The sequence below is a fragment of the Stenotrophomonas sp. MYb238 genome, assembly GCF_009496535.1.
Taxonomy (GTDB): domain Bacteria; phylum Pseudomonadota; class Gammaproteobacteria; order Xanthomonadales; family Xanthomonadaceae; genus Stenotrophomonas.
This window is the reverse complement of the sequence record NZ_WIDL01000002.1, coordinates 89,291-111,956: the sequence shown is the minus strand read 5'-3', so window position 1 is coordinate 111,956 and position 22,666 is coordinate 89,291. Positions and strand designations below refer to the sequence as shown.

The 22,666-nt window shown below is 67.8% G+C and carries 24 protein-coding genes and 5 tRNA genes; 8 read left to right on the top strand and 21 right to left on the bottom strand.

The window, feature by feature from the left end:
• The 9 genes from CQ393_RS01965 to CQ393_RS01925 all read right to left on the bottom strand — a co-directional run.
• Window positions 1–641: DNA polymerase ligase N-terminal domain-containing protein (locus CQ393_RS01965; protein WP_306767930.1), on the bottom strand; the 641-nt coding region annotated here is incomplete at its 3' end.
• Between the two features lie 9 nt (window positions 642–650).
• Entirely contained in the window at window positions 651–1,322 is a 672-nt protein-coding gene (locus tag CQ393_RS01960) for a GIY-YIG nuclease family protein (RefSeq protein ID WP_153189949.1), read from the bottom strand.
• Window positions 1,323–1,324: 2 nt separating this feature from the next.
• Entirely contained in the window at window positions 1,325–2,227 is a 903-nt protein-coding gene (locus CQ393_RS01955) for a Ku protein (RefSeq protein ID WP_153189948.1), read from the bottom strand.
• Between the two features lie 79 nt (window positions 2,228–2,306).
• The gene (locus CQ393_RS01950) at window positions 2,307–2,888 is read right to left on the bottom strand and encodes an isochorismatase family cysteine hydrolase (protein ID WP_153189947.1); all 582 of its coding nucleotides are present in this window, start codon (window positions 2,886–2,888) and stop codon (window positions 2,307–2,309) included.
• A 16-nt stretch (window positions 2,889–2,904) separates the two neighbouring features.
• Complete coding sequence (locus CQ393_RS01945) at window positions 2,905–3,939, bottom strand: SDR family oxidoreductase (RefSeq protein ID WP_153189946.1); 1,035 nt, start codon at window positions 3,937–3,939, stop codon at window positions 2,905–2,907.
• Window positions 3,940–3,984: 45 nt separating this feature from the next.
• The gene (locus CQ393_RS18150) at window positions 3,985–4,332 is read right to left on the bottom strand and encodes a hypothetical protein (RefSeq protein WP_228114222.1); all 348 of its coding nucleotides are present in this window, start codon (window positions 4,330–4,332) and stop codon (window positions 3,985–3,987) included.
• 8 nt (window positions 4,333–4,340) lie between these two features.
• Window positions 4,341–5,339, bottom strand: coding sequence for a DNA topoisomerase IB (locus tag CQ393_RS01935; RefSeq protein WP_153189945.1), 999 nt, complete (start codon window positions 5,337–5,339; stop codon window positions 4,341–4,343).
• A gap of 930 nt (window positions 5,340–6,269) precedes the next feature.
• Window positions 6,270–6,731 carry a low affinity iron permease family protein gene (locus CQ393_RS01930; RefSeq protein WP_153189944.1) on the bottom strand — a complete coding sequence of 154 codons (462 nt, stop codon included), beginning with the start codon at window positions 6,729–6,731 and terminating at the stop codon, window positions 6,270–6,272.
• Window positions 6,732–6,785: 54 nt separating this feature from the next.
• Window positions 6,786–6,953, bottom strand: a complete 168-nt coding sequence (locus CQ393_RS01925; protein WP_153189943.1) for a hypothetical protein — start codon at window positions 6,951–6,953, stop codon at window positions 6,786–6,788.
• Between the two features lie 968 nt (window positions 6,954–7,921).
• Between CQ393_RS01925 and CQ393_RS01920 the strand changes: the two genes are divergently transcribed.
• From CQ393_RS01920 to CQ393_RS01905, 4 genes are all read left to right on the top strand, one after another.
• A tRNA-Ala gene (locus CQ393_RS01920) sits at window positions 7,922–7,997 on the top strand.
• 52 nt (window positions 7,998–8,049) lie between these two features.
• A tRNA-Glu gene (locus CQ393_RS01915) sits at window positions 8,050–8,125 on the top strand.
• Between the two features lie 139 nt (window positions 8,126–8,264).
• A tRNA-Ala gene (locus CQ393_RS01910) sits at window positions 8,265–8,340 on the top strand.
• A gap of 51 nt (window positions 8,341–8,391) precedes the next feature.
• Window positions 8,392–8,467, top strand: a tRNA-Glu gene (locus CQ393_RS01905).
• 87 nt (window positions 8,468–8,554) lie between these two features.
• Here the strand turns inward: CQ393_RS01905 and CQ393_RS01900 are convergent.
• Window positions 8,555–8,926 (bottom strand): response regulator, encoded by a 372-nt coding sequence (locus tag CQ393_RS01900; protein WP_153189942.1) that lies wholly within the window; start codon window positions 8,924–8,926, stop codon window positions 8,555–8,557.
• A gap of 121 nt (window positions 8,927–9,047) precedes the next feature.
• On the opposite strand from CQ393_RS01900, the gene CQ393_RS01895 reads away from it, so the two are divergent.
• Window positions 9,048–9,134 (top strand) — tRNA-Leu (locus CQ393_RS01895).
• Between the two features lie 130 nt (window positions 9,135–9,264).
• Here the strand turns inward: CQ393_RS01895 and CQ393_RS01890 are convergent.
• From CQ393_RS01890 to CQ393_RS01845, 10 genes are all read right to left on the bottom strand, one after another.
• Window positions 9,265–11,610 carry a Tex family protein gene (locus tag CQ393_RS01890; protein WP_153189941.1) on the bottom strand — a complete coding sequence of 782 codons (2,346 nt, stop codon included), beginning with the start codon at window positions 11,608–11,610 and terminating at the stop codon, window positions 9,265–9,267.
• Between the two features lie 116 nt (window positions 11,611–11,726).
• Complete coding sequence (locus tag CQ393_RS01885; protein ID WP_153189940.1) at window positions 11,727–11,942, bottom strand: hypothetical protein; 216 nt, start codon at window positions 11,940–11,942, stop codon at window positions 11,727–11,729.
• Window positions 11,943–12,109: 167 nt separating this feature from the next.
• Complete coding sequence (locus tag CQ393_RS01880) at window positions 12,110–12,565, bottom strand: hypothetical protein (protein ID WP_153189939.1); 456 nt, start codon at window positions 12,563–12,565, stop codon at window positions 12,110–12,112.
• A gap of 30 nt (window positions 12,566–12,595) precedes the next feature.
• Entirely contained in the window at window positions 12,596–12,967 is a 372-nt protein-coding gene (locus tag CQ393_RS01875) for a DUF5329 domain-containing protein (RefSeq protein WP_153189938.1), read from the bottom strand.
• The gene (gene phaC / locus CQ393_RS01870) at window positions 12,964–14,028 is read right to left on the bottom strand and encodes a class III poly(R)-hydroxyalkanoic acid synthase subunit PhaC (RefSeq protein WP_343199453.1); all 1,065 of its coding nucleotides are present in this window, start codon (window positions 14,026–14,028) and stop codon (window positions 12,964–12,966) included. The genes CQ393_RS01875 and phaC overlap by 4 nt, the downstream gene beginning before the upstream one ends.
• Window positions 14,025–15,059: a class III poly(R)-hydroxyalkanoic acid synthase subunit PhaE gene (gene phaE, locus CQ393_RS01865; protein WP_343199452.1), complete on the bottom strand. Its 1,035-nt coding sequence runs from the start codon at window positions 15,057–15,059 to the stop codon at window positions 14,025–14,027. Before phaE ends, phaC begins: the two co-directional genes overlap by 4 nt.
• A 60-nt stretch (window positions 15,060–15,119) precedes the next feature.
• Window positions 15,120–15,734, bottom strand: coding sequence for a CDP-alcohol phosphatidyltransferase family protein (locus tag CQ393_RS01860; RefSeq protein WP_153189936.1), 615 nt, complete (start codon window positions 15,732–15,734; stop codon window positions 15,120–15,122).
• Between the two features lie 148 nt (window positions 15,735–15,882).
• Window positions 15,883–16,371, bottom strand: coding sequence for an 8-oxo-dGTP diphosphatase (locus tag CQ393_RS01855; protein ID WP_153189935.1), 489 nt, complete (start codon window positions 16,369–16,371; stop codon window positions 15,883–15,885).
• A gap of 131 nt (window positions 16,372–16,502) precedes the next feature.
• Window positions 16,503–16,985: a DUF1249 domain-containing protein gene (locus tag CQ393_RS01850; protein ID WP_153189934.1), complete on the bottom strand. Its 483-nt coding sequence runs from the start codon at window positions 16,983–16,985 to the stop codon at window positions 16,503–16,505.
• A 46-nt stretch (window positions 16,986–17,031) separates the two neighbouring features.
• Window positions 17,032–17,853, bottom strand: coding sequence for a pyruvate, water dikinase regulatory protein (locus CQ393_RS01845; RefSeq protein ID WP_153189933.1), 822 nt, complete (start codon window positions 17,851–17,853; stop codon window positions 17,032–17,034).
• A 194-nt stretch (window positions 17,854–18,047) separates the two neighbouring features.
• Here CQ393_RS01845 and ppsA point away from each other — a divergent pair, with 194 nt between their 5' ends.
• Window positions 18,048–20,426: a phosphoenolpyruvate synthase gene (gene ppsA, locus CQ393_RS01840; protein ID WP_153189932.1), complete on the top strand. Its 2,379-nt coding sequence runs from the start codon at window positions 18,048–18,050 to the stop codon at window positions 20,424–20,426.
• Window positions 20,427–20,610: 184 nt separating this feature from the next.
• On the opposite strand, the gene CQ393_RS01835 is transcribed toward ppsA, so the two are convergent.
• Window positions 20,611–21,441, bottom strand: a complete 831-nt coding sequence (locus CQ393_RS01835) for a glycine zipper 2TM domain-containing protein (RefSeq protein ID WP_153189931.1) — start codon at window positions 21,439–21,441, stop codon at window positions 20,611–20,613.
• A gap of 157 nt (window positions 21,442–21,598) precedes the next feature.
• Between CQ393_RS01835 and CQ393_RS01830 the strand changes: the two genes are divergently transcribed.
• Window positions 21,599–21,829 carry a DUF6116 family protein gene (locus tag CQ393_RS01830; protein ID WP_153189930.1) on the top strand — a complete coding sequence of 77 codons (231 nt, stop codon included), beginning with the start codon at window positions 21,599–21,601 and terminating at the stop codon, window positions 21,827–21,829.
• 3 nt (window positions 21,830–21,832) lie between these two features.
• Entirely contained in the window at window positions 21,833–22,612 is a 780-nt protein-coding gene (locus tag CQ393_RS01825; RefSeq protein ID WP_153189929.1) for a TatD family hydrolase, read from the top strand.
• Window positions 22,613–22,666 lie beyond the last annotated feature (54 nt).

Here is a 22,666-nt window from a genome sequence, read left to right as displayed (position 1 = left end):
CTCGGCCGCGGCAAGGTGCGGCGGGCGCCGGGCAGCTTTGCCGCGGCGGCAAGCAGGCGCCGGATCCGCGCCGCCGCCGCGGCCGGGCGTTGCCGCTTGGCGGTGGCGCCCTCCGGCGCCGGCGCGGGTTCGCCCAGCAGGTCGTCCGCCTCCTGCTTCGCCGCATACCGGTCGCGCGCCTTGAACAGCAGCCATTGCGGCCGTCGCCCGCGGCCACCGGAGCGCACCAGGTGCCAGCCGCCTTTCAGCTTGCCGCCGAACAATTCGAAACGCAGGTGGCCCTTGGCCAGTTGTTCTTCCGGGTCGCCCTCGCTGCTCCAGACGCCGTGGTCGAAGATGGCGACGTGGCCGGCGCCGTACTGGCCTTCGGGGATCTCGCCTTCGAATCGCGCGTAGTCCAGCGGATGGTCCTCCACCTCGGCGGCCAACCGCTTCACTGCCGGATCCAGGCTGGGGCCCTTGGGAACCGCCCAGCTGCGCAGCGTATCGCCCACCTGCAGGCGGAAGTCGTAGTGCCTATGGCTGGCATGGTGCAGCTGCACCACGAAGATCGGCTGGGCGCCGCGCCGGCGGACGCCATCGGCGGACGGTTCCGGGGTGCGTTCGAACTGCCGTTTCCTGCGGTATTCGTACAGGCTCATGCGCGTTCCTCATTCCGGCAGGCGTGCCTGCGCATCGCTCCAGCGCGGGGCCGGAGGCGGCACCAGGCTGTTGCGCCGGTGCCACGCGCGCAGGCCGGGAACCTCGTCGTCCGGCGGCATCGCATCCAGCGCCACCTGCGCGTCCATCGCATCGCGCAGCAGGCGCAGCGGCGCGCTGTCGGCCGCGGCCGGCCAGTACTCGGCCGGGCCCATACGATCGACCAGCGCCTGCACGCCGTGGCGCCAACGCTCATGCGCCTGGATCAGGCGCTGGCGCACCCAGCCGCGCAGCGGCGCGTGCAGCACGAATCCCTGCGCAACCTGTTCGTCGCGCCACGCGGCCAGCGCCGAAGCGGCCCCGCGCAGCCATTCGGTGCGGCCGCCAGCGCGCTCCGGGACCAGCAGCGGCGCCGGCGCGGCGTGCGCGCGCAAGCGCCGCTTCAGCCCCGTTTCCCAGCCGCGCGCCTCCTTCTCCGTGCCCGCCTCCAGCAGCCAGCCGGCATCCAGGTCGAAGAATTCGAAATAGCGCGGCGAGAACGCCAGCATGCGTATCATCGGGTCGCCGGCGATGCCCAGCTTGACGTGGTCCTCGTGGGCGCAGGGCAGCACGTAGAGGCAGGTGGTGCCCTGCATGCGGCTTCCCATGCTGCCCAGCGGGACGATGCGGCGGCTGCCGGGCATCGTCAGGAGGACGCCGTCCGGCGCGTGGCGGCCTTGCGCGCCTTCTTCGCCGGCGCCTTGCGGGCGGGCGCCTTTCTGGCCGGCGCCCGCTTGCTCGCAGGCGTGCGCTTGTTCTCGTCCAGGCTCTTCTGCAGCAGCGACATGAAGTCGACGACATTGGTGGCCGCATCCTCTGGCGCGTCCTGCTCGTCGATGATGCGCGTGGTCGCGCCCTTGGCCTTCAGCCGCTTGCGGATGATGGCCTCGAGCCGCCCGCGGAACTCGTCCTGGTAGTCGTCGGCGCGCCAGTCCACCGACATCGAGTCGATCAGGCTGGCGGCCATCTCCGATTCGCGCTTGGAAATGCGGTAGTCCGCGGGCTTGCCTCCGGGCAGCGCGTAGTCGGCCGGGTCCACCAGTTCCTGCGGATAGCGCAGCATCAGCAGGATCAGCGCATCGCCCTCGGGCACCACCGCGCACAGGTATTCGCGGGTACGGATGACCACCCGCGCAATGCCCGCCCGGCCCGTGTCGCGCAGGGTCTCGCGCAGCAGCACGTAGCCCTTCTCGGCCTTCTTGCCGGGGACGATCACGTAGGGTTTCTCGTAGAAGCGCAGGCTGATCTCGCCGCGGTCGACGAACGCCTCCACGTCGATGGAGTCGTGCGTCTGCGGCGCCGCCGAGGCGATGTCCTCCTTGTCCACCACCACGTAGCTGCCCTTGTCATACTCGAACGCCTTGACGATGTCCTTCCACGGCACTTCCTCGCCGGTCTCGGCATTGACCCGCTCGAAGCGGATCGGCTTGCGGTCGCGCGAATCGAGCATGCGGAAGCTGATGTCCACCCGCCGCTCGCCGCTCATCAGCGACACAGGGACGTTCAACAGGCCGAAGGAAAGGGTTCCAGTCCAGATCGGACGCGCCATGGCTTGCACACCGTTGTGGAGTCCGTGCAACGCTGGCCAATGGCGGCGAAAGCAGGCGTGAAGAACCGCCCCGGGGCGTTCACGCCTCGACGGGGAAAAGCCCGGGCACCGAGCGTGTGGCCAGCACCGGCGCGCGCAGCGAGCGCGTGAGAATCCCCAGCGCGTCGCGCTTGCGCGCGGGCGTGATCGACGCCACGCAGTCGCCGGGCACCCACAGCGCGTACTCGCGCATGTTGGCGTCCTGCGCGGTGGCCAGCACGCAGGAGTCGGCCGCTACGCCGGTGAGCACCAGCCGCCGCACCCCGAGCTTGGCCAGCAGGATCGCCAGTGGCGTGGCGAGGAAGGCCGAATGCTTGGGCTTGAGCACGTGGTAGTCGTGCGGGCGCGGCGACAGCCGCTGCACGACGGCGGCCGCGTGCCCGCCGGCCGCGGCGCAGGCCATCACCAGGTCGCCGAACTGGCCCTGCCAGCGGGCGAAGTTGTCGTTGACGTGGATCACCGGCGCGCCGGCGGCATCGAAGCGCCGGCGCAGGCGGGCGATCGGCGGGCAGATCGCCACCGCCTGCGCGCCGAGCCGGTCGCCGCCTTCGAAATCGAAGAGGTTGATCATGTCCAGGATGATCAGCGCGGTCGCGCCGATCGGGCCGGATGCCGGGGCCATGGCGGATGCGGCGCGCTCAGCCGCGCGGACCGCCCATCACCGGCAGGATCGCGCCGCTCACGTAGCTGGCGGTCACCGGCGAGGCCAGGAACACGTAGGCCGGCGACAGTTCCTCCGGCTGCGCCGGCCGGCCCATATCGCTGTCCCGGCCGAACTTCGCCACCTCCGGCGCGTCCTTGTCCGCCGGATTCAACGGCGTCCACACCGGCCCCGGCGCGACGCAGTTGACGCGGATGCCGCGGCCCAGCAGCTGCGCGGCCAGCGCCTTGGTGAAGGCATGGATCGCGCCCTTGGTGGCGGAGTAGTCGACCAGCGACGGACTGCCGAACAGCGCCGTTTCCGAACCGGTGTTGATGATGCTGGCGCCCTGGCCCATGTACGGCAGCACCGCGCGCGCCATCTGGATGTAGCCGGCGATGTTCGTCTGCAGGGTCTCCTGCAGGTGCGCGTCGGCCAGGTCCTCCAGGCGGTCGCAGTGCAGCTGGAAGGCGGCGTTGTTGACCAGGATGTCGATGCCGCCCAGCGCCTGGCGCACCTGGCTGGCCGCCTGGGTGCAGAACGCCGGATCGCGCACGTCGCCGCTGATGGCGATGCAGCGCCCGCCCTCCTCCTCCACCGCCTTGCGGGTGACCTGCGCGTCCTCGTGCTCGTCCAGGTAGAGGATCGCCACGTCGGCGCCTTCGCGCGCGAAAAGGATGGCCACGGCGCGGCCGATGCCCGAGTCGCCGCCGGTGATCAGGGCGCGCAGTCCCTGCAGCTTGCCGCTGCCCTTGTAGTCGGGCGCCATGTAGCGGGGAGCCAGTTGCAGCTCATGCTCGTTGCCGGGCTTTTCCAGGCTCTGCGCCGGCATCTTCGCCGGCTGGCGGCGGCTGCCGGCCTGCACGCCGTCCTTGCCCGGTTCCGGCTTCTTTGCGCCCTGCTTCTTCGCCTTTTCCTGCAGGCCGCGCTGGCGCTCGGCGGTACGTTCGGCCGCCTGGCCGGAGGCCTTCTTCGCCGCCTTGCTGGCCGCGGGTGCGGAAACGCTGGCGGGGGGTTTCTTTCTGGCTGCCATGGATCATGCTCCCGGTTGGATTCGTGGAGGTGGCGTGCGCCGGCCCTATTCGCCCTTGTGACTGTGGCGGGCGCAGTGCTCGCAGCAGTACACCGTGCCCCCGGCTTCCACGCCGTGGCCGATGACCGCGCAGCGGCAGTGCGCACAGCGCGGCGCCATCGCATGGATCGCGCATTCGAAGGAATCGAACGTGCGCGTCAGCGCGCCCTGGGTGACGGTGAAGCTGTTCGCATAGCTGTTTCCGCAGACGTCGCAGGTCGCCATGGCCCGGTCCTCCACCGTGATCGAGCCCCGATTCTCCGGGGTGTCCCCGATGCCAGGCCGTGAAAGGACGTGGAAGCGGCGTGCATGGCGGCGCGCATTCCTCCGTTCCGTCGAGACGTCGAACGCCACGCCGTCGGTCACCTGTGGCAGGCGCGCAGCAGTTTCAGCGCCGCGGCCTCCAGCTGCCGGACGCCGCGGAGCGCACGCAGCGGCTCCAGGCGCCCGGCGCGCCAGGCATCGAAAACGCACGGGTCGATATAGGACGTGCGGCAGACCGCCGGCGTGTTGCCCAGCAGGTCGGCGACCGACGCGATCACCTGGTTCTGCAGCGCAACGCGCTGCGGTTCGCCCGCGTCCTCCGGGACCGGCAGCTGCGCCAGTTCCATGAGGGCGGTCAAGGTCGCGCCCCAAGTGCGGAAATCCTTGGCGCTGAAATCGTCGCCGGTGGCCTGCCGCAGGTAGTCGTTGACGTCGCCCGAGTCGACCGGCCGCACCTGGCCATCGTCGTCCAGGTACTGGAACAGCATCTTTCCCGGCAGGTCGTGGCAGCGGCGGATCAGTCCGACCAGGCGTACGTCGTCGATCCGCAGCACCTGCAGCCGCCCGGACTTGCCGGTGTAGCGGATCTGCGCCGCGTCCGGACCGGCCAGGCTCACGTGCCGCGCGTGCAGGGTGGTCAGCCCATAGGAATGGTTGCTGCGTGCGTACGCCATGTTGCCGACGCGGGCATAGGTCCTGCCCATGACCGAGACGATCAGCGCCAGCACCTTCTCGCGCGGCAGCCCCGGCAGCGCCAGATGCCTGCGCACCTGTCGCCGCAGCGTCGGCAACGCCTTGCCGAACGCCAGGATGCGGGCGAACTTGTCCTGGCCGCGCTGCCGCACCCAGTCCGGATGGTAGCGGTACTGCTTGCGTCCGCGGGCGTCGCGCCCGGTCGCCTGCAGATGCCCGTCGGCGGCCGTGCATATCCAGACATCGGTATAGGCCGGAGGAATCGCAAGACCGCGGATCCGCTGCAGGGTGGCCGCGTCGCGTACCGGCGCGCCTTCGCGGTCCACGTAGCGGAACCCCTTGCCCGAACGCAGCCGGGCGATACCCGGCTGCCCGTCGCGGACGTGGCGCAGCCCTCCGCTCATGGCGGACAGCGTCCAAGGTGGGTCCCGGTGTCGTTGGCGACGAGCGGCCGCCACCGGCACCACGCGCGCATGCCACTCACCATGGGGGAATGGCGAGCAGGAGCACGAGTACCAGCACGACGCCAAGCAGGAGCAACCAATGGCGCGCGGCAAACCTGTTTCGTTTCATTCAAGGAGCACCTCGTTTCATCCGACGCCGAGAGTGCAATGTGTCGCGTCAAGGTTCTGAAAATTCCCGGAGGCCATTGCGCTTTTCGCCCGTGTGCGCCTTTCGCCCGTGTGCGTTTTTCAAAAATGGCGTGCCCCCGCACGGGCATAGGCCGGCGGCAGGTGCCCGGGACTTGTTCGCGTTTCCGCCAGCCGATGCTGCTTGATGCTTCAAAGCCCTTATCTCCCGGAGATGCTCCAATGCCCGTCCCTTTCAGACACGCAACGGGCGCTCTGCATCGCCCTTGATGACGAGGGTCGTCGGACATGTTCGCCGTTGCCGGATGCAGGTGAATTCAAGGAGCCGGGAGACTCCGCTCATGCGCCCAAGAGCATGGGGGCGGTAATCCCGGTATGCGCCACATGCGGCAAGCGGGCTTCCTCCATCGGCGTGTTTTCCGGACCACGCTTGACCGTGGCAGGCATGCGCCTTCTGCCAGCAAACGCGCCTTTCGACAGCAACCACGCTGCAGGCCGGAACAATAGCCACATGCCGGAACACTGGAGAAATACCGGCGCCACGCTTCTCTGACGCCGTCGGGACCCACCTCGCCTCCTCCAACACCCAACGCAAGCGGCGAGCTCATATCCAGGCGGAACGGCCAAGCTTCGCAAGACTGGACTCAGAGGCTTCGCGAGCACTTCGCCAGTGGAAACGATTCACGCACATTTCCGGAAGGCAGTCCCCTGCGAACAGGCCCGCTACCAGCGCAATGGCATCTGCTATCGAGTTCCAATGTCGAGTAGCCGAAATGGCTCAGTCGAGCGGCAGAACACTGAGGACTCGATGTCAGGCATGCAGCGGCTCTTCTTCGCCTTCAGGTGCGCGGCGGTCTGGGCCAGCTCCGCGTACCGGCTCCGTATCTCCTCCAGTTGTTCCTGATCCAGCTCCTCCAGGTTGAGGAGCTCGTTGTTGGCGGCCTTGGTCGCCCGGATCAGTTCGTCGAGCTTGATGTGCACCGCGGCGGTATCGGCGTTCTGCGTATGCTGGATCAGGAACACCATGAGGAAGGTGACGATGGTCGTACCGGTGTTGATCACCAGCAGCCAGGTATCGTTGAAATCGAACATTGGCCCGGTCACCGCCCAGGCGACGACGACTCCCGCGGCGATCGCGAATGCCCCGAACGATCCAGCGGCCATCGCCGTAGCGGACGCTATCCGCCCAAACTTCCTCTTCAGCATGATGCCCCCAAGGTGGATGACGGCGACATTGGAGGCGCGTCCTTTGGCATGGAATCAGATCGACTGCGCCACGACGACCGCCAGCGCTCCCAGGGACATGTAGAACATCGATGAAAACGCCAGAAAGAACATCCGCTTCATTTCTGTTCCCTGCGGTTGCGGCCGGGAGACAGCTATAGCTCCCGGCCCGTGACCAGCAAGGGAAAGATCGGTGCAGGTCACGTGAGCGCCATGGCGTCGCCGCACCACAACCTGCGGACGCGGCACGCATCGCACGGTTCGCTGGCGGTGGAGCACTACCTTGAAATGGCAGGGTTCACAGGTTCGTACCCTGTATTGCCTCCTTCGGTAGATGAGTGGATCAACGGCCCGGCAGATCCCGGCGCCGCAGCGATTTCGGCGAATGAAAAACCGGCCGCCTGCCCTCCTTCCGACGAGATTTGCAGGTACAGGACGCGCCGTAGAACGCCGGCGAACGGTTACGGCACAGCAAGCACAAGCATCTGTCACGAAAGTCGTACAGGCGATGGGCTTCCATACGCCGTTATGTCCGCCCCGCCACGGCTACCTCGTCAGCAGCCATGGCAGGCTGGCCCACCGGACTACCGGCACGCATCATGAACCCGGTTGTCCCAGAGGCTGGACAAGGCGAACCCACGTTTCAGGCCCGCCTTGCGATAGGCCGCATCCCGCCCCTGTCGCGCCCTAGTGCACGCATCGACGGTTGGCCTTGCGCGTCGAAGGACGCCGGAGACATCCGAACGTCGCGGTCGCGGCCCCGTCCTTACAGCCGGCCGTGTCCCTGTCTCCGCACGGGATGGAACCGGTGGCGCCTGATGGGGGACCACCCATGTCTTTGCCGACAGACCGTCGCACGGCATCGACTGATAGGCCACCTGGCCGCCATCCACGCACTTGAACACCTGCGCTGGCGTGATCGCCTGCGTGCCCACCACCGCCAGCAGCAAAAGAAATCCACTCGTCGCCATCCCGCACTCCCGCCTGCCTGTGTCGTATCCAGCATGGGAGGAAGCAGAACACCGGAACATCGGCGGAAATACGGAGCCATGGGTCGGTACCACCCTCTCTCCCATGTCGGCCGACAGCCCCTGGCATACGTGAAGATTTTTTTTCACAAATGGCTTGCTAGGCCTGAAAAGCCCCGCTATCATTTCTTTCTCGGCAACAACGGGGCCATAGCTCAGCTGGGAGAGCGCCTGCATGGCATGCAGGAGGTCAGCGGTTCGATCCCGCTTGGCTCCACCAAATCCGGACATTAGGCCGTTCGGATAGCCGAAAAAACTTGATGAAGTTACGCGTCCCCATCGTCTAGAGGCCTAGGACATCACCCTTTCACGGTGGCGACCGGGGTTCGAATCCCCGTGGGGACGCCATTCATCGTAAAACAAAGACCCCGTTTCATCAGGGTCTTTTTTGTTGGAGAAGCTGCCCACCCAAGGGCAACGGGAAGAAGAAAAAGCTTCCACTCCAACGAAGAGTCCGGTATCATTCCGCGCTCGAAAATTTGGATACGGGGCCATAGCTCAGCTGGGAGAGCGCCTGCATGGCATGCAGGAGGTCAGCGGTTCGATCCCGCTTGGCTCCACCAAATCCGGACATTAGGCCGTCTGGATTGTCGAAAAAACCGATGAAGTTACGCGTCCCCATCGTCTAGAGGCCTAGGACATCACCCTTTCACGGTGGCGACCGGGGTTCGAATCCCCGTGGGGACGCCAATTCAAGGAAGCTCCGCCATGGCGGGGCTTTTTTGTTGCATGCAGTAATTACGCGCAGGAATAAAGATACGCCCGCCGCAACCCACCTCACTCCGCCGGCCGCAGCGCCATGGACAACGCCCTGCGCAGATCGCTGCCGACATAGGGCTTGGACAGCTTGACGCCCGCATCGAACACGGCAGGCAGCTGCGAGGTTTCCATGCCCGTGGCCACGAGGAAGGGAATCCCGCGCGCCGCGAGTGCTTCGGCGACCGAGGTGCTGTCCTCGTCGCCGGCCAGCCAGAAGTCCAGGAAGGCCAGTTGCGGCTGCAGTTCGTCGATCATGCCCAGGGCATGCTGCACCGTCCCGGCGACACCCACGACCTGCAGGCCCTCGCGTTCGAGCTGCAGTTGCAGCAGCGTCGCGTTCAGATCGTCGTTCTCCACGATCATCACCCGCATGGAATGCAGCGGCTCCATCGCACTTCCCTTGTCCCGGATTACCGGAGTATAGCCATCGCGCCCCTTGCGGACTTTGCGAAAAACACCGGCATGGACCTGCCCATCCGCAGGAGCGTCCGCTATACTTTCGCCCCTGCCAGCCGAAGTGGCGGAATCGGTAGACGCAGCGGACTCAAAATCCGCCGCCCTTAAAAGCGTGTGGGTTCGAGTCCCACCTTCGGCACCAGCACCGCAGAAAGCCAGGCCTCGCAGCCTGGCTTTTTTGTTGCCTCGCCATCGGCACGGCGGGGTCCCCGGCAAAAGAAAGGCCCCGCGTACGGGGCCTTCCCTGAAGCATTCCAGCCATCAGCACCGCATCAGCTGCGGCGCGCCCTCGCGAAGGCCTCGGCCAGGGCATTGTTCGCCGGCGGCGCGGCGCTGCCGGGACGCGCGCCGCGCGGCGGCTCGTTGCGGCCGCCGTCGCGCCGTGGAGCGTTGCCCTGCCCCGCGTTCCTGTCGGGGCGCTTGGCCGGCGCCGGGCTGTCGTCCAGGCGCCGGGTCAGCGCGATGCGCTTGCGGGCGACGTCGACCTCCAGCACCTTCACCTTGACGATGTCGCCAGCCTTGACCACGTCGCGCGGATCCTTGACGAAGGTGTCCGACAGCGCGGAGATGTGGATCAGCCCGTCCTGGTGCACGCCGATGTCGACGAACGCGCCGAAGGCAGCGACGTTGCTGACCACCCCTTCCAGCACCATGCCCTCGCGCAGGTCCTTGATGTCCTCCACGCCCTCGGCGAAGCGCGCCGCCATGAACTCAGGGCGCGGGTCGCGGCCGGGCTTCTCCAGTTCCTTGAGGATGTCGCGCACGGTCGGCACGCCGAAGGTCTCGTCGGTGAACTGCTCGGCCTTCAGGCCGCGCAGGTAGCTGCCGTCGCCGAGCAGCGTCTTGATCGGCCGCTGCGCCGCGGCGACGATGCGCTCGACCACCGGATAGGCTTCCGGATGCACGGCCGAGGCGTCCAGCGGCTCGTCGCCATCGGCGATGCGCAGGAAGCCGGCGCACTGCTCGAACGTCTTGTCGCCCAGGCGCGGCACCTTGAGCAGGTCCTTGCGGCGCCTGAACGGCCCGTTCTCGTCGCGGTGGCGCACGATGTTCTCGGCCACGGTCGACGACAGGCCCGACACGCGCGACAGCAGCGCGGCCGAGGCGGTGTTCACGAACACGCCGACCGCGTTGACGCAGTCCTCCACGCGCGCGTCCAGCGCCTTGGCCAGGCGGAACTGGTCCACGTCGTGCTGGTACTGGCCCACACCAATCGCCTTGGGCTCGATCTTGACCAGTTCGGCCAGCGGATCCTGCAGGCGCCGCGCGATCGACACCGCGCCACGCAGCGAGACGTCCAGGCCGGGAAACTCCCTGGCCGCGAACTCGGAGGCCGAGTACACCGAGGCGCCGGCTTCGCTGACCACGACCTTCTGCAGCTTCGGGTTGTCGCAGGCCTTGATGACCTCGCCGGCCAGCTTGTCGGTCTCGCGGCTGGCGGTGCCGTTGCCGATGGCGATCAGTTCGACGTCGTGCTTGGCGCACAGGTGCCTGAGCGTCTGCAGCGACTGCTCCCATTGGCGCCTGGGCTCGTGCGGGTAGATCGTCTCGGTGGCCAGCAGCTTGCCGGTGGAGTCGACCACGGCGATCTTGCAGCCGGTACGGATGCCAGGGTCCAGGCCGAGCACGGTCTTGGGGCCGGCCGGCGCGGCCAGCAGCAGGTCCTTGAGGTTGTCGCCGAACACGGCGATGGCCTCGGCCTCGGCCTTCTCGCGGGCCTGGTTGAACAGGTCCAGCAGCAGGTGCATGTGCAGCTTGGCGCGCCAGGTCAGGCGGCAGGCGTCGAGCAGCCAGCGGTCCGCCGCCCGCCCCTGCTCAGCAATACCGGCGCTGCGCGCGACGCGGCCTTCGGCGTACCGGTGGCCGGCGTCGGCATCGTTGCCCGGGTCCAGTTCCAGGAACAGGATCTCCTCGCGGCGCGCACGGAACAGCGCCAGCAGGCGGTGCGAGGGAATCTTCGCCAGCGGCTCGGCGTGCTCGAAGTAATCGCGGTACTTGGCGCCTTCGGTTTCCTTACCCTCGGCGACGCGGGCGCGGATCACGCCGACCTCGCCCAGCCACTGGCGCAGCTCGCCGACCAGCGCCGCGTCCTCGCCCCAACGCTCCATCAGGATGGCGCGTGCGCCTTCCAGCGCGGCCTTGGCGTCGGCCACGCCCTTGTCGGCATCGACGAAACCGGCGGCGAAGGCCTGCGGATCGCGCGTGGGATCGGCCAGCAGGCCGTCGGCCAGCGGGTCCAGCCCCGCCTCGCGGGCGATCTGCGCGCGGGTGCGGCGCTTGGGCTTGTACGGCAGGTACAGGTCTTCCAGGCGGCTCTTGGTATCGGCGCCCAGGATCTCGTTGCGCAGTTCGTCGTTGAGCTTGCCCTGCTCGGCGATGCTGGCCAGTACCGCCGCGCGGCGGTCTTCCAGTTCGCGCAGGTAGATCAGGCGCGTTTCCAGGTTGCGCAGCTGGGTGTCGTCCAGGCCGCCGGTCACTTCCTTGCGGTAGCGCGCAATGAACGGAACGCTGGCGCCTTCGTCCAGCAGCGCGATGGCGGCCTTGGCCTGTGCGGGCTGAGCGCCGATCTCCTCGGCGATGGTCTGCGCGATCTGCTGCGCGAGCTTGCTGTCTTGCATGGAATCCAGGGGCTGCCGCTACTCGGGAAGCCTGCATTCTGGCAGCGCGTCCCGGGAGGGGAAAGCCGTTGACAGCCCGGCGCCAGCCTGCCTCGCGCCGCCGGGCGCCCGGGCCACTAGCCCAGATGCCGGCTCAGGCGCTGGAAGGCGATGTCGTCGCGCAGGGTTTCCAGCACCATCACCCGCATGCGGCCCTTGCCGGTCACGTCCATCATCCGTTCGACATAGATCTCCGGCCCTTGGTCGGTATCCATGCGGGTCTTGCTGAAGCCATAGGGCACCACGCCCTTTTTACCATCCTTGCTGCCACCGATATAAAGAACGATTGCCATGGTGACCGGTACTCCTGTTGCGTCTGTAACGAACCCACTTTAGCCGCGCCTGCGTTACCGCCATGTTCAAGGGAAGTTGGCGATTCATGACGATCGCATTGCGGTTCGGCGCAACCGCGCCGCGCATCGGCGGATACGCCACCGTGCGGACCGGCGAAGACGCAGGCTCAGGAAACGCCCGGCCACCAGCCGCGGCCCAGCAGCGCATAGCGGTCGGCGGCACGCTCGAAGGGATTGCGCACGCTGACGCCGCCGCACAGAAGGTAGACCGGCAGAAACAGCGGCCCCAGCGCCATGTACTGGAACACGTGTGCGCGTTCATGGTCGCCAAGCCGGACCTGCGGATGCCGGCAGCGGCCGGCGCGGTGTTCGTAGGTCGTGCAGCGCGCATCCAGCGTGTCGCCGGTATGCAGGATCACCATGCCGAGCGTGATCGCGCCGCCCGGTCCCCAAGGCCAGCGATGGAACACCAGCGCGCAGTCGCGGCGGCTCCAGCGCGCACGGGCGCCGGCCGGCATCCCCGCCAGTCCGGCCACCAGGCCGATCAGGGTATTAGGCGATGTCCAGAGCGCACCCAGCACGCAGGCCAGGCGAAAGGTCCACGCCGCAGCGCGTTCATGCATGCCCTGTCCTGCCCTGGCCTTGCAGCGGAATCATTCGCGGCCGCGCAGCCTGGCCAACTGCTGCTGGAACCAGGGCGCGGCGTCCTGCTCGGCCTGTCCGGGGCACGAAACGCGGTAAGGCTTGCCGCTGATGCTGCTGCGGCTGGCGGCACGCTCGATGAACAGGTCGGCGGTATCGGCCAGGTCGCGCTTAACCAGGTACTCGTACTTGCGCTGCAGGTGGCGGCGCGCTTCGCCGGCGCCGTACCAGCTGCCGTTGCGCTGGAAACGGCAGCCGGACGCCTCCAGCGCCTGCATCAGGCCGCCGATCTCGCGCTGGACACTGGCGCCGGGCGCGGCGACGGCAGTGGCGGACGCGAGCGCCAGGACGAAGGCGGCCGCAAGGAAGAGGCGGCGCTTCATGCGCGTTCGCTCAGCCAGTCATGGATGGCGCTGGGCACTTCGCGCTGCGCCCGCGCCGATACATAGATGCCGATATGGCCGCCGCGGAAACCCAGTTCCGTGTAGTCGGTAGTGCCGGTCCGCCCGCGCAACGCTTTCGAGGCCATCGGCGGCACCAGGTGGTCCTGTTCGGCGTAGATGTTGAGCACCGGCATCCGCAGCCGTGCCAGGTCCACCGTCTCCGAACCGATGCGGATGCTGCCGTGCATGAGGCCATTGGCCTGGTAGAACTGCTTGACGAACTCGCGGAACGCCTCGCCGGCCAGGTCCGGCGAATCGAAGATCCATTTCTCCATGCGCAGGAAATCCTCCAGCGCCTGCCTGTCGTCGAGGATGTCCACCAGCCCCACGTACTTCTGCACGTTGAGCCGGAACGGTTTGAGCATCAGGTAGCTGGCATTCATCAGGTCGGCCGGGACATTGCCCAGCGTGTCGACGAACAGATCCACGTCCACGTGCCGCGCCCAGTGCGAGAGCATGTTGTCCGGCGTATGGAAATCCACCGGCGTGACCATGGTGACCAGGTTGCGCACCTTGTGCGGGCGCAGCGCTGCGTAGCACAGCGAGAACACGCCGCCCTGGCAGATGCCGAGCACGTTGGGCGGGCCGCCGTACAGCGCATGCAGGTGATCGACAGCGCCGTCGACATAGCGCAGCAGGTAGTCCTCCAGCGTCAGGAAACGCTCGGAGCGGTCGGGATAGCCCCAGTCCAGCACGTACACGTCCTGGCCGGCGGCCAGTAGTTTCTGCACCAGCGAGCGGCCATCCTGCAGGTCAACCATGTAGGGCCGGTTGACCAGCGCATAGACGATCAGCAGCGGCGGCTGTCCGGACGGCGGCTGCGCGCCGACGAAGCGGTACAACTTGACCTTGCCGTCGCTCCAGACTTCCTCGCGCTCGGTGACGCCGTAACCCACATCCTCCACGTCCGGCAGCAGCTTCAGCCCATCGGCCAGCTTGCGCTGCAGCTGCAGGGTTTCCTGCAGCAGATCGTCCATGCCGAACCCCAGCGGCCCCTTCACGCCTTGCCTCCGCGCCGCGGCGCCGCAGGGCGGGACGCGGCCTTCTTTGCAGCGGTCTTGCCGGGCTTGGCCGCCGTCTTCGCTTTCGGCGCCGAAGCGGGCTGCTTCTTTTCCGCCTTGCCGGCCGCGCGCGTTCCGGGCGCGGGAGCAGGTTCGGCCCTGCCGGCCGCCATGCGCCGCACCCAGCGCTCCAGTTCGGCGATGCGACGGTGCGCGGCATCCATCTCGGTACGCGTCGGCACGCCCATCAACTCGCAGGCGCGTTCCAGCTCCTGCCGGGTCGCGGCCCGCAGGCGCATCTGGGTGTTGGCCAGGTCGGCATAGATGCGCTGGAAATCCTCGGACATGGCGACCGCGGCATAGGCCTCCTCGGCCGCGTCGATCCACAGGTCGAACATCGCGCGGGCGCTGGTGAGCTGGCTGCCGGGCGCGTCGTGCCCGGCCAGCTTCGCCTCGAAACGCCGGAACGCGTCGTCGAGCACGCCGCGGATCGATTCGACGTAGGCGTCCATGCGCGCCTGGTACTCGCGCTGCGTGCGCAGCAGCGCCTGCCAGCGCACCTGGTGTTCGCGGCCAGGGCCGAAGGCCGGCGCATTCAGCCAGTCGGCCTCGCCGAAGCCGGACTGCAGCGCCTGAGCGAAGCTGCGGATCCAGGGCTGGTCGCCCAAGGCGTTGCCGCCCTTGGCCGCGTCGAGCATCCAGCGCAGCATCGCATCGCCCTGCCCCTGCACGGCCTCGCGCCAGGCGCCGGCGACCTCGCCGGCACTGGTGTCGCGGCCGGCGAAACGGGCCGCGACCTGCTGCATCGTGCCCAGCCAGTCGCCGGCCTGCTGCTGGAAACGCGCGCCGAGTTCCTGCACCTGCGGGGCGGCGTCGGCGCCGACCAGCCGCGCCCATTGTTCGATGCCTTCCCGCCATGGCGGCAGGTCGCCGGCGGCTGCCGCTCCGCCCTGGCCCATGGCCTGCAGCCACGCTTCCCAGGAGCGTTTCAGGCTGGCGTCGAAACCCTTGCTGTCATTGTCGTCCGCCACTGCCATCGCCCTGCTTCGCCGTCGTCGCGCGATGATAGCAATGCGGCCGCGCTGCGGCGGTCAGGGCTTGGGAATATGCAGGGTCTTGCTGATCATCAGCGAACCGGACAGCGCGAACAGCAGCACCAGCGGATGCAGCTGCCACGGCCCCAGTTGCCAGACTCCGCCCCACAAGGCGCCGCCGATCGCATTGAAATGCGCGGCGACGGCCAGCAGGATCACCAGCGCCAGGCTGGTGGGAATCGGTGTGCCTTCGAAGTACGGCACCTTGTCCGAATCGCCGGCGATCTCCTCGGCGGTCACGTTGTAGCGCGCCAGCCGGCTGACGCCGCAACAGACGAAATAGCTCAGCACCAGCCAGTCCCAGCCGCCCTGCATGCCGCAGGCATAGGCCAGCGCGGCCGGCGCGACGCCGAAGGAGATGACGTCGGCCAGCGAATCCAGTTCGCGGCCCAGGGTCGAGGACGACTGCCGCCAGCGTGCGATCCGGCCGTCCAGCGCATCGAACACGAATGCCAGCGGGATCAGCGCCATGCCGAACAGCAGGAAACCGCGCTGGCCGTCCTGCAGGAAGCGCATCGCCGCGAACACCGCGCCGGTGCCGCAGAACGCATTGCCCAGCGTGAACCAGTCGGCGAGTTGGAACTCGCGCAGCATGGAGAAGTGACGTTTCATGTCGGGTTTCCGGATCATGGCCGCGCCAGCGTAGCGCGGTCGGCGTGAATACGGCCATGCAGCAGACGCATGGCGCGCGTGCGGCCGGGCGATGCAATGCGCACCTCGCACGCCGGCCGCCGGCGTCGTGGCGTGACGGCGGCAGATCCTACAGCCGGGTGTAGTTCCACGACTGCATGCGGCCATCCTGGTACGGCATCACGCCGTGGAAGGGACGCGGATCGGCATCGAACACCAGCGGCAGGAAATGACGGTCGCCCTCCCACAGCGGCAGCGATTCGAGCCGGTCCAGCGGCACCCATTCCAGCGTGCCTTCCGGGTTGGACTGCAGCGGCGTGCCGGTCCAGTCGTCGATCACGAACACGAAGGCGAACCAGTCCTCGCCGTGCTTGCCGAACCCCGGCCAGCTGATGGTGCCGCGCAGGCGCGTGGTGCCGCATTCGATGCCGGCTTCCTCGCGGATCTCGCGGTGCATGCATGCCAGCGCGTCCTCGTCGGGCTCCATCTTGCCGCCCAGCCCGTTGTACTTGCCCAGGTGCAGGTCGCCGGGACGGGTATTGCGGTGGATCATCAGGGCCTGGGAGCCGTCCTCGGACAGCACATAGCCCAAGGTGGCAAGAATCGGGGTATAGGGCATCGGTATCGGAAACGCACGGCGAAAGCGCGCAGTATGACCGATCGCATCGGCTCCCGTAGGAGCGCACCTTGGTGCGCGATGGGGATTTCCCGGCAATGCCCCGTCGCGCACCAAGGTGCGCTCCTACGGGTTCACATCAGGACGCTGGTTTCATCGAGGCGGCGCAGCGTGGCCACGCCATGGCCGCGCTCGGCCAGGTATTCCAGCCACTTGCCGAGGAAGGTGTTCATGCGCAGGCGATGGCTGACCAGTTCGTCCGCCGGCGGGTACATGCCCACCACGTCCTGCCAGCGCCGCCCGACATAGCAGTGCGTGGTCTCCACCTGCCGCGCATCGCGGTAGAGGCGCACGTAGGCCGACGGATCGGGCTCGCCGGTCAGCGGATCGAGGATGCCGTAGGTCATCCGCAGTTCGACCGTGTAGCGGTGGCACTCGATCACTTCCAGGTACAGGTCCAGCCCGTCGCCGATAGACGAGGCGTAGCGCCCTTCGCGCAGATGGTCCGGCGCGAACAGCCGCATCAGGTGCAGGTAGTTCTCCGCGTACAGCCCCATCAGCCAGCCGAGCCGACTGAGCCGGGGGATGCGATCGACGCGGGAAAGGGCCTGGGTCATGGGGTGATCGTACACGGCGGGCATCGCCGCGGCATGCGGCGCGGTTTCAGAACATCTCCCGCTGCAGCCCCAGCGTGCCCAGCACCTTGCTGGAGATCTCCTCGATCGAGGTGTGGGTGGTGCTCAGGGTCGGGATGCGCTCCATGCGGAACATGGTTTCGGCCGCGGCTACTTCGCGGCGGCAGACCTCGGCGCTGGCATAGCGGGAATTGGGCCGGCGTTCCTGGCGGATCTGCTGCAGGCGCTCCGGATCGATGGTCAGGCCGAACAGCTTGTTGCGGTACGGACGCAGGCGTGGCGGCAGGCGGTCGCTCTCCAGATCCTCCTCGGTCAACGGGTAGTTGGCCGCGCGGATGCCGTAGTGCAGCGCCAGGTAGATGCAGGTCGGGGTCTTGCCGGCGCGCGACACCGCCACCAGCACCACGTCGGCCTCGTCGTAGTTCACCGCGATGCCGTCGTCGTGGCTGAGGGCGAAGTTCATGGCGTTGATGCGGCGGTGGTAGGTGTCGAAATCCACCATGCCGTGGGCCTGGCCGATCTTGGAATGGCGCGCGGCCGCCAGTTCCTGCTCCAGCGGGCCGATGAACGGCACGAAGACGTCCAGCACCAGCGCCCCGCTCTCCTCCAGGATCCGGGCCAGCGCCGAGTCCACGCAGGAACTGACCACGATCGGCCGCACCTGGTAGCGCTCGCCCGCGGCGCGGATGCGGCGGGCCGCTTCGTGCGCCTTGTCCGTATCGTCCACGAACGACATGCGATCGGTCACGAAACTGAACCCGGAGAACTGGGTCAGCAGGCTGTGGCCCACGGTCTCGGCAGTGATGCCGGTGCCGTCGGATACATAGAACACCGGCCGGATCGCCGTCATGCAGGACTCCTTGGAGGATGGTTGGCCCCGGAGCCGGCCGTATGGCCAGCTTCTGTCTCGGGAAAGACAAGCACAAGACAAAGTAATGTCACAAGCTTGTGCCGCCTAGGTGTGCACTGCATCATATTGGCTTCTTCCTACGGACGTGGCCATACCAGCCCGCCTCGGGCGATGGCCTCAACGGAGCATCGCGCTTGAACGAGAACATCCTGTGGTTGCATGAGCTGCGCCTGGCCGACCTGGCCCGCGTGGGTGGCAAGAATTCCTCGCTCGGCGAGATGATCGGCAACCTTGCCGGCCTGGGAGTCTCGGTGCCGGGCGGCTACGCCACCACCGCCGAAGCGTTCAAGGATTTCATCGCCCACAACGACCTGTCCAAGCGCATCTTCGACCGGCTGGCGACGCTGGACGTGGAGGATGTCAACGCGCTGACCGCCGCCGGCGGGGAGATCCGCGGCTGGGTGATCGACGCCCCGCTGCAGCCGGCGCTGGACAAGGACATCCGCGACGCCTACGCCCGCCTGTGCGCCGACAACGGCGGCGGCGAGGTGGCGGTGGCGGTGCGTTCCTCGGCCACCGCCGAAGACCTGCCCGATGCCTCCTTCGCCGGCCAGCAGGAAACCTTCCTCAACGTCACCGGCGCCGACGATGTCGTGCACAAGGTCAAGGAAGTGTTCGCTTCGCTGTACAACGACCGCGCCATCGCCTACCGCGTGCACCACGGCTTCAAGCACGAGGACGTGTTCCTGTCCGCCGGCGTGCAACTGATGGTGCGCTCGGGCGTGGGTTCCTCGGGCGTGCTGTTCACCCTGGACACCGAATCCGGCTTCCGCGACGTGGTGTTCGTCACCTCGTCCTTCGGCCTGGGCGAGATGGTCGTGCAGGGCGCGGTCAACCCGGACGAGTTCTACGTCTACAAGCCCACCCTGCAGGCCGGCAAGCCGGCGATCCTGCGCCGCGCGCTCGGCAGCAAGGCGATCCGCATGGTGTATTCGGACGTCCCCGGCGAGCGCGTCAAGATCGAGGACACCCCGACCGAGCTGCGCACCACCTTCTCGATCAGCGACGAGGACGTGGCCGAGCTGTCGCGCCAGGCGCTGACCATCGAGAAGCACTACGGCCGCCCGATGGACATCGAGTGGGCCAAGGACGGCGTCAGCGGCAAGCTGTTCATCGTGCAGGCGCGCCCGGAGACGGTGAAGTCGCGCAGCCACGCCACCCAGATCGAGCGCTTCGCGCTGACCGAAAAGGGCGGCAAAGTACTGGCCGAAGGCCGCGCCGTCGGCGCCAAGATCGGCGCCGGCGTGGCCCGCGTGGTCAAGACCCTGGACGACATGAACCGCGTGCAGCCCGGCGACGTGCTGATCGCCGACATGACCGACCCCGACTGGGAGCCGGTGATGAAGCGCGCCTCGGCCATCGTCACCAACCGCGGCGGCCGCACCTGCCACGCCGCGATCATCGCCCGCGAGCTGGGCGTGCCGGCCGTGGTCGGTTCGGGCAACGCCACCCAGGTCATCGCCGACGGCCAGGAAGTCACCGTCAGCTGCGCCGAAGGCGATACCGGCTTCATCTACGAGGGCACGCTGGGCTTCGAGCGCGCCACCACCGACCTGGGCAACATGCCGCCGGCGCCGCTGAAGATCATGATGAACGTGGCCAACCCGGAACGCGCCTTCGACTTCGGCCAGCTGCCGAACGCCGGCATCGGCCTGGCGCGCCTGGAGATGATCATCGCCAGTCACATCGGCGTGCACCCGAACGCGCTGCTGGAATACGACCGTCAGGACGCGGCGACGAAGAAGAAGATCGACGAGAAGATCGCCGGCTACAGGGACCCGGTGAGCTTCTACGTGGACCGCCTGGCCGAGGGCATCGCCACCCTCACCGCCTCGGTCGCGCCGAACCCGGTGATCGTGCGCCTGTCGGACTTCAAGTCCAACGAGTACGCCAACCTGATCGGCGGCAGCAACTACGAGCCGCACGAAGAGAACCCGATGATCGGCTTCCGCGGCGCCAGCCGCTACGTCGATCCGTCGTTCGCCAAAGCGTTCGCGCTGGAGTGCCAGGCCGTGCTGCGCGTGCGCAACGAGATGGGCCTGGACAACCTGTGGGTCATGATCCCGTTCGTGCGCACGCTGGAGGAAGGCCGCAAGGTGGTCGAGGTGCTGGCCCAGAACGGCCTGCGCCAGGGCGAGAACGGCCTGAAGATCATCATGATGTGCGAGGTGCCGTCCAACGCGCTGCTTGCCGACGAGTTCCTGGATATCTTCGACGGCTTCTCCATCGGCTCCAACGACCTGACCCAGCTCTCGCTCGGCCTGGACCGCGATTCGTCGATCGTCGCCCACCTGTTCGACGAGCGGAACCCGGCGGTGAAGAAGCTGCTGTCGATGGCGATCAAGGCCGCCCGCGCCAAGGGCAAGTACGTCGGCATCTGCGGCCAGGGCCCGTCCGACCATCCGGACCTGGCCGAGTGGCTGATGCAGGAAGGCATCGAATCGGTGTCGCTGAACCCGGACACGGTGGTCGACACCTGGCTGCGCCTGGCCAAGAGCAAAGCCGGCGCGTAAGCGTCGTTGCGGTCGCCGGAAAAGAAGAAGCCCCGGTTGGAAAACCGGGGCTTTTTCGTCTGCGCTGGTTTTTCGTGGCGCGCTGCCGGGGTGGAGAACTTGCGGCCAAGCGTCAAAGGGCTTCGCCCTGCCCTCACCCCGCCCCCTCTCCCCGCGGGAGAGGGGCTCGCGGAAAACCGTGCTGTTACTGGCGGTTGCTGCCGGTATCCACGGCCGCCGTCTGCGTCACGACCTGGCCGTCGATGACCGGCAGGCGGTCGCTGGCCGGCTTGTCGTCCATGCGCACCGTCTTCTCCTGGCCGTTGAAGCGATAGGTGACGTCGTAACCGACGGTGCGGCTGGCGTTGCCGAGGGCGACGCGGTTGCCCGGCTGCTTGTCCATGCGCATGGTGCCGGTGCTGCCATCGGCCTTGCGGTAGGTGACGTTGTAGCCGGTGACGCGCGAGGATTCCGACGCGGTCTGTTCGGTATGGCACTGGCGCTCGGTGCGCTGCACGACGCGGCCGCCGACGTGGCGCTTGTCGACCTGGTTGCCGATCACGCCGCCGGCCACCGCGCCGGCCGCGGTCGCGGCCTTGCGGCCGTTGCCCTTGCCCACCTGGTTGCCCAGCAGGCCGCCGATGACCGCGCCGGCGACCGTGCCGCCGACGTTGCCGTCGCGTTCGGGCAGCCGCTCCTCCACCACCACGTCCTCGCACACTTCGCGCGGCACCGTCGTGGTCGATGTCTGGCGTACCGGTTCGGTGCCGATCACGGTGGCATAGGCCGGTTCGCTGCGGCTGATCGGCGCGACCTTGAGCACGTCGGCGTATTCGAGCGTCGCCTCGCGCGGAGCGACCGCGTTGCCGGCAGCGGCATCGTCGGCCAGCGGTGTGGTGTCCAGCACCGGCTGTGCCGGCTGCACGGGGGACGGCGACGCGCTCGTGCCACGGCCGCTCATGAACGCCGCGGTGGCGATGCCGCCTACCAGCAGGGCGCCGGCAGCCACCAGAACGGTAGTCGTATTGCTCTTCATCGTCTGCTCCGTGCGGGTCGCCCGCCTGTTGACTGGGGCAATTCCAGCACGGCAAACCTGAACGAAGGCATCCCCCGTCGTACCCGCCTCTCGTAAAGCCGCCGGCTTGCCGCAATATGAGCGCCTGTCGACATTCCGTCGCCTCCAGGAATCCGCCATGTCCAGTCCCGTGCTGCTGTCCTTCATGGAATGGGCCCGCCGGTTGCGCTATCCCACGCTGTTCAAGATCACCGCGGCGCTGTTCGCGCTGAGCATGCTGCTGCCCGATCCGGTGCCCTTCGTCGACGAGATCCTGTTCGGCCTGGGCACCCTGCTGCTGGCCAACTGGAAGCGCCGCAAGGATCCGGTTGCCCCCACTGAACCTCCCGCGCTTCCGCGCAAGCGCTGACCGATGCAGCTGGTAGACAGCCATTGCCATCTGGATGCGCCCGAGTTCGATGGCGACCGCGATGCCATGGTTGCCCGCGCCAGGGCCGCGGGCGTGGCCGCGATGGTGGTTCCGGCGATCACGGCGGCCAGCTGGCCGGGCCTGCGGCAGGCCTGCGCCGGCGACAGTGCGCTGCACCCGGCCTACGGCCTGCACCCGATGTTCCTGGCCGCGCATCGACCAGAGCATCTGGACGAGCTGCGCGACTGGCTGGAGCGCGAGCGCCCCTGCGCCGTCGGCGAATGCGGGCTGGATTTCTTCGTGGAAGGCCTGGACGCCGCCGCCCAGCGCCGCTACTTCGACGCGCAGCTGCAGCTGGCGCGGGAGTTCGGACTGCCGGTGATCGTGCACGCCCGCCGCGCGGTGGAGGAGGTGATCCACACCCTGAGGCGCATCGGCGGCCTGCGCGGCGTCGTGCACAGTTTTTCCGGCAGCCCGGAACAGGCCCGGCAGCTGTGGGACATGGGATTCCTGCTCGGACTGGGCGGGCCGGTCACCTACCCGCGCGCCAACCGCCTGCGCGCGCTGGCAGCGACGATGCCGCTGGAATTCCTGCTGCTGGAAACCGACGCGCCGGACCAGCCCGATGCCGGCATCCGCGGCCAGCGCAACGAACCGGCGCGCCTGCCCGCCATCGCCGCGGTCATCGCCGGTCTGCGCGGGCAACCGGTTGAAGAGGTGGCCGCGCAGACCACCGCCAACGCACGGCGCCTGTTCGACCTGCCGGACTCGCCATCCCCGTAGGAGCGACTTCAGTCGCGACGGGGCTTTCCCGTCATGGTCCACGCAGGCGGCTTG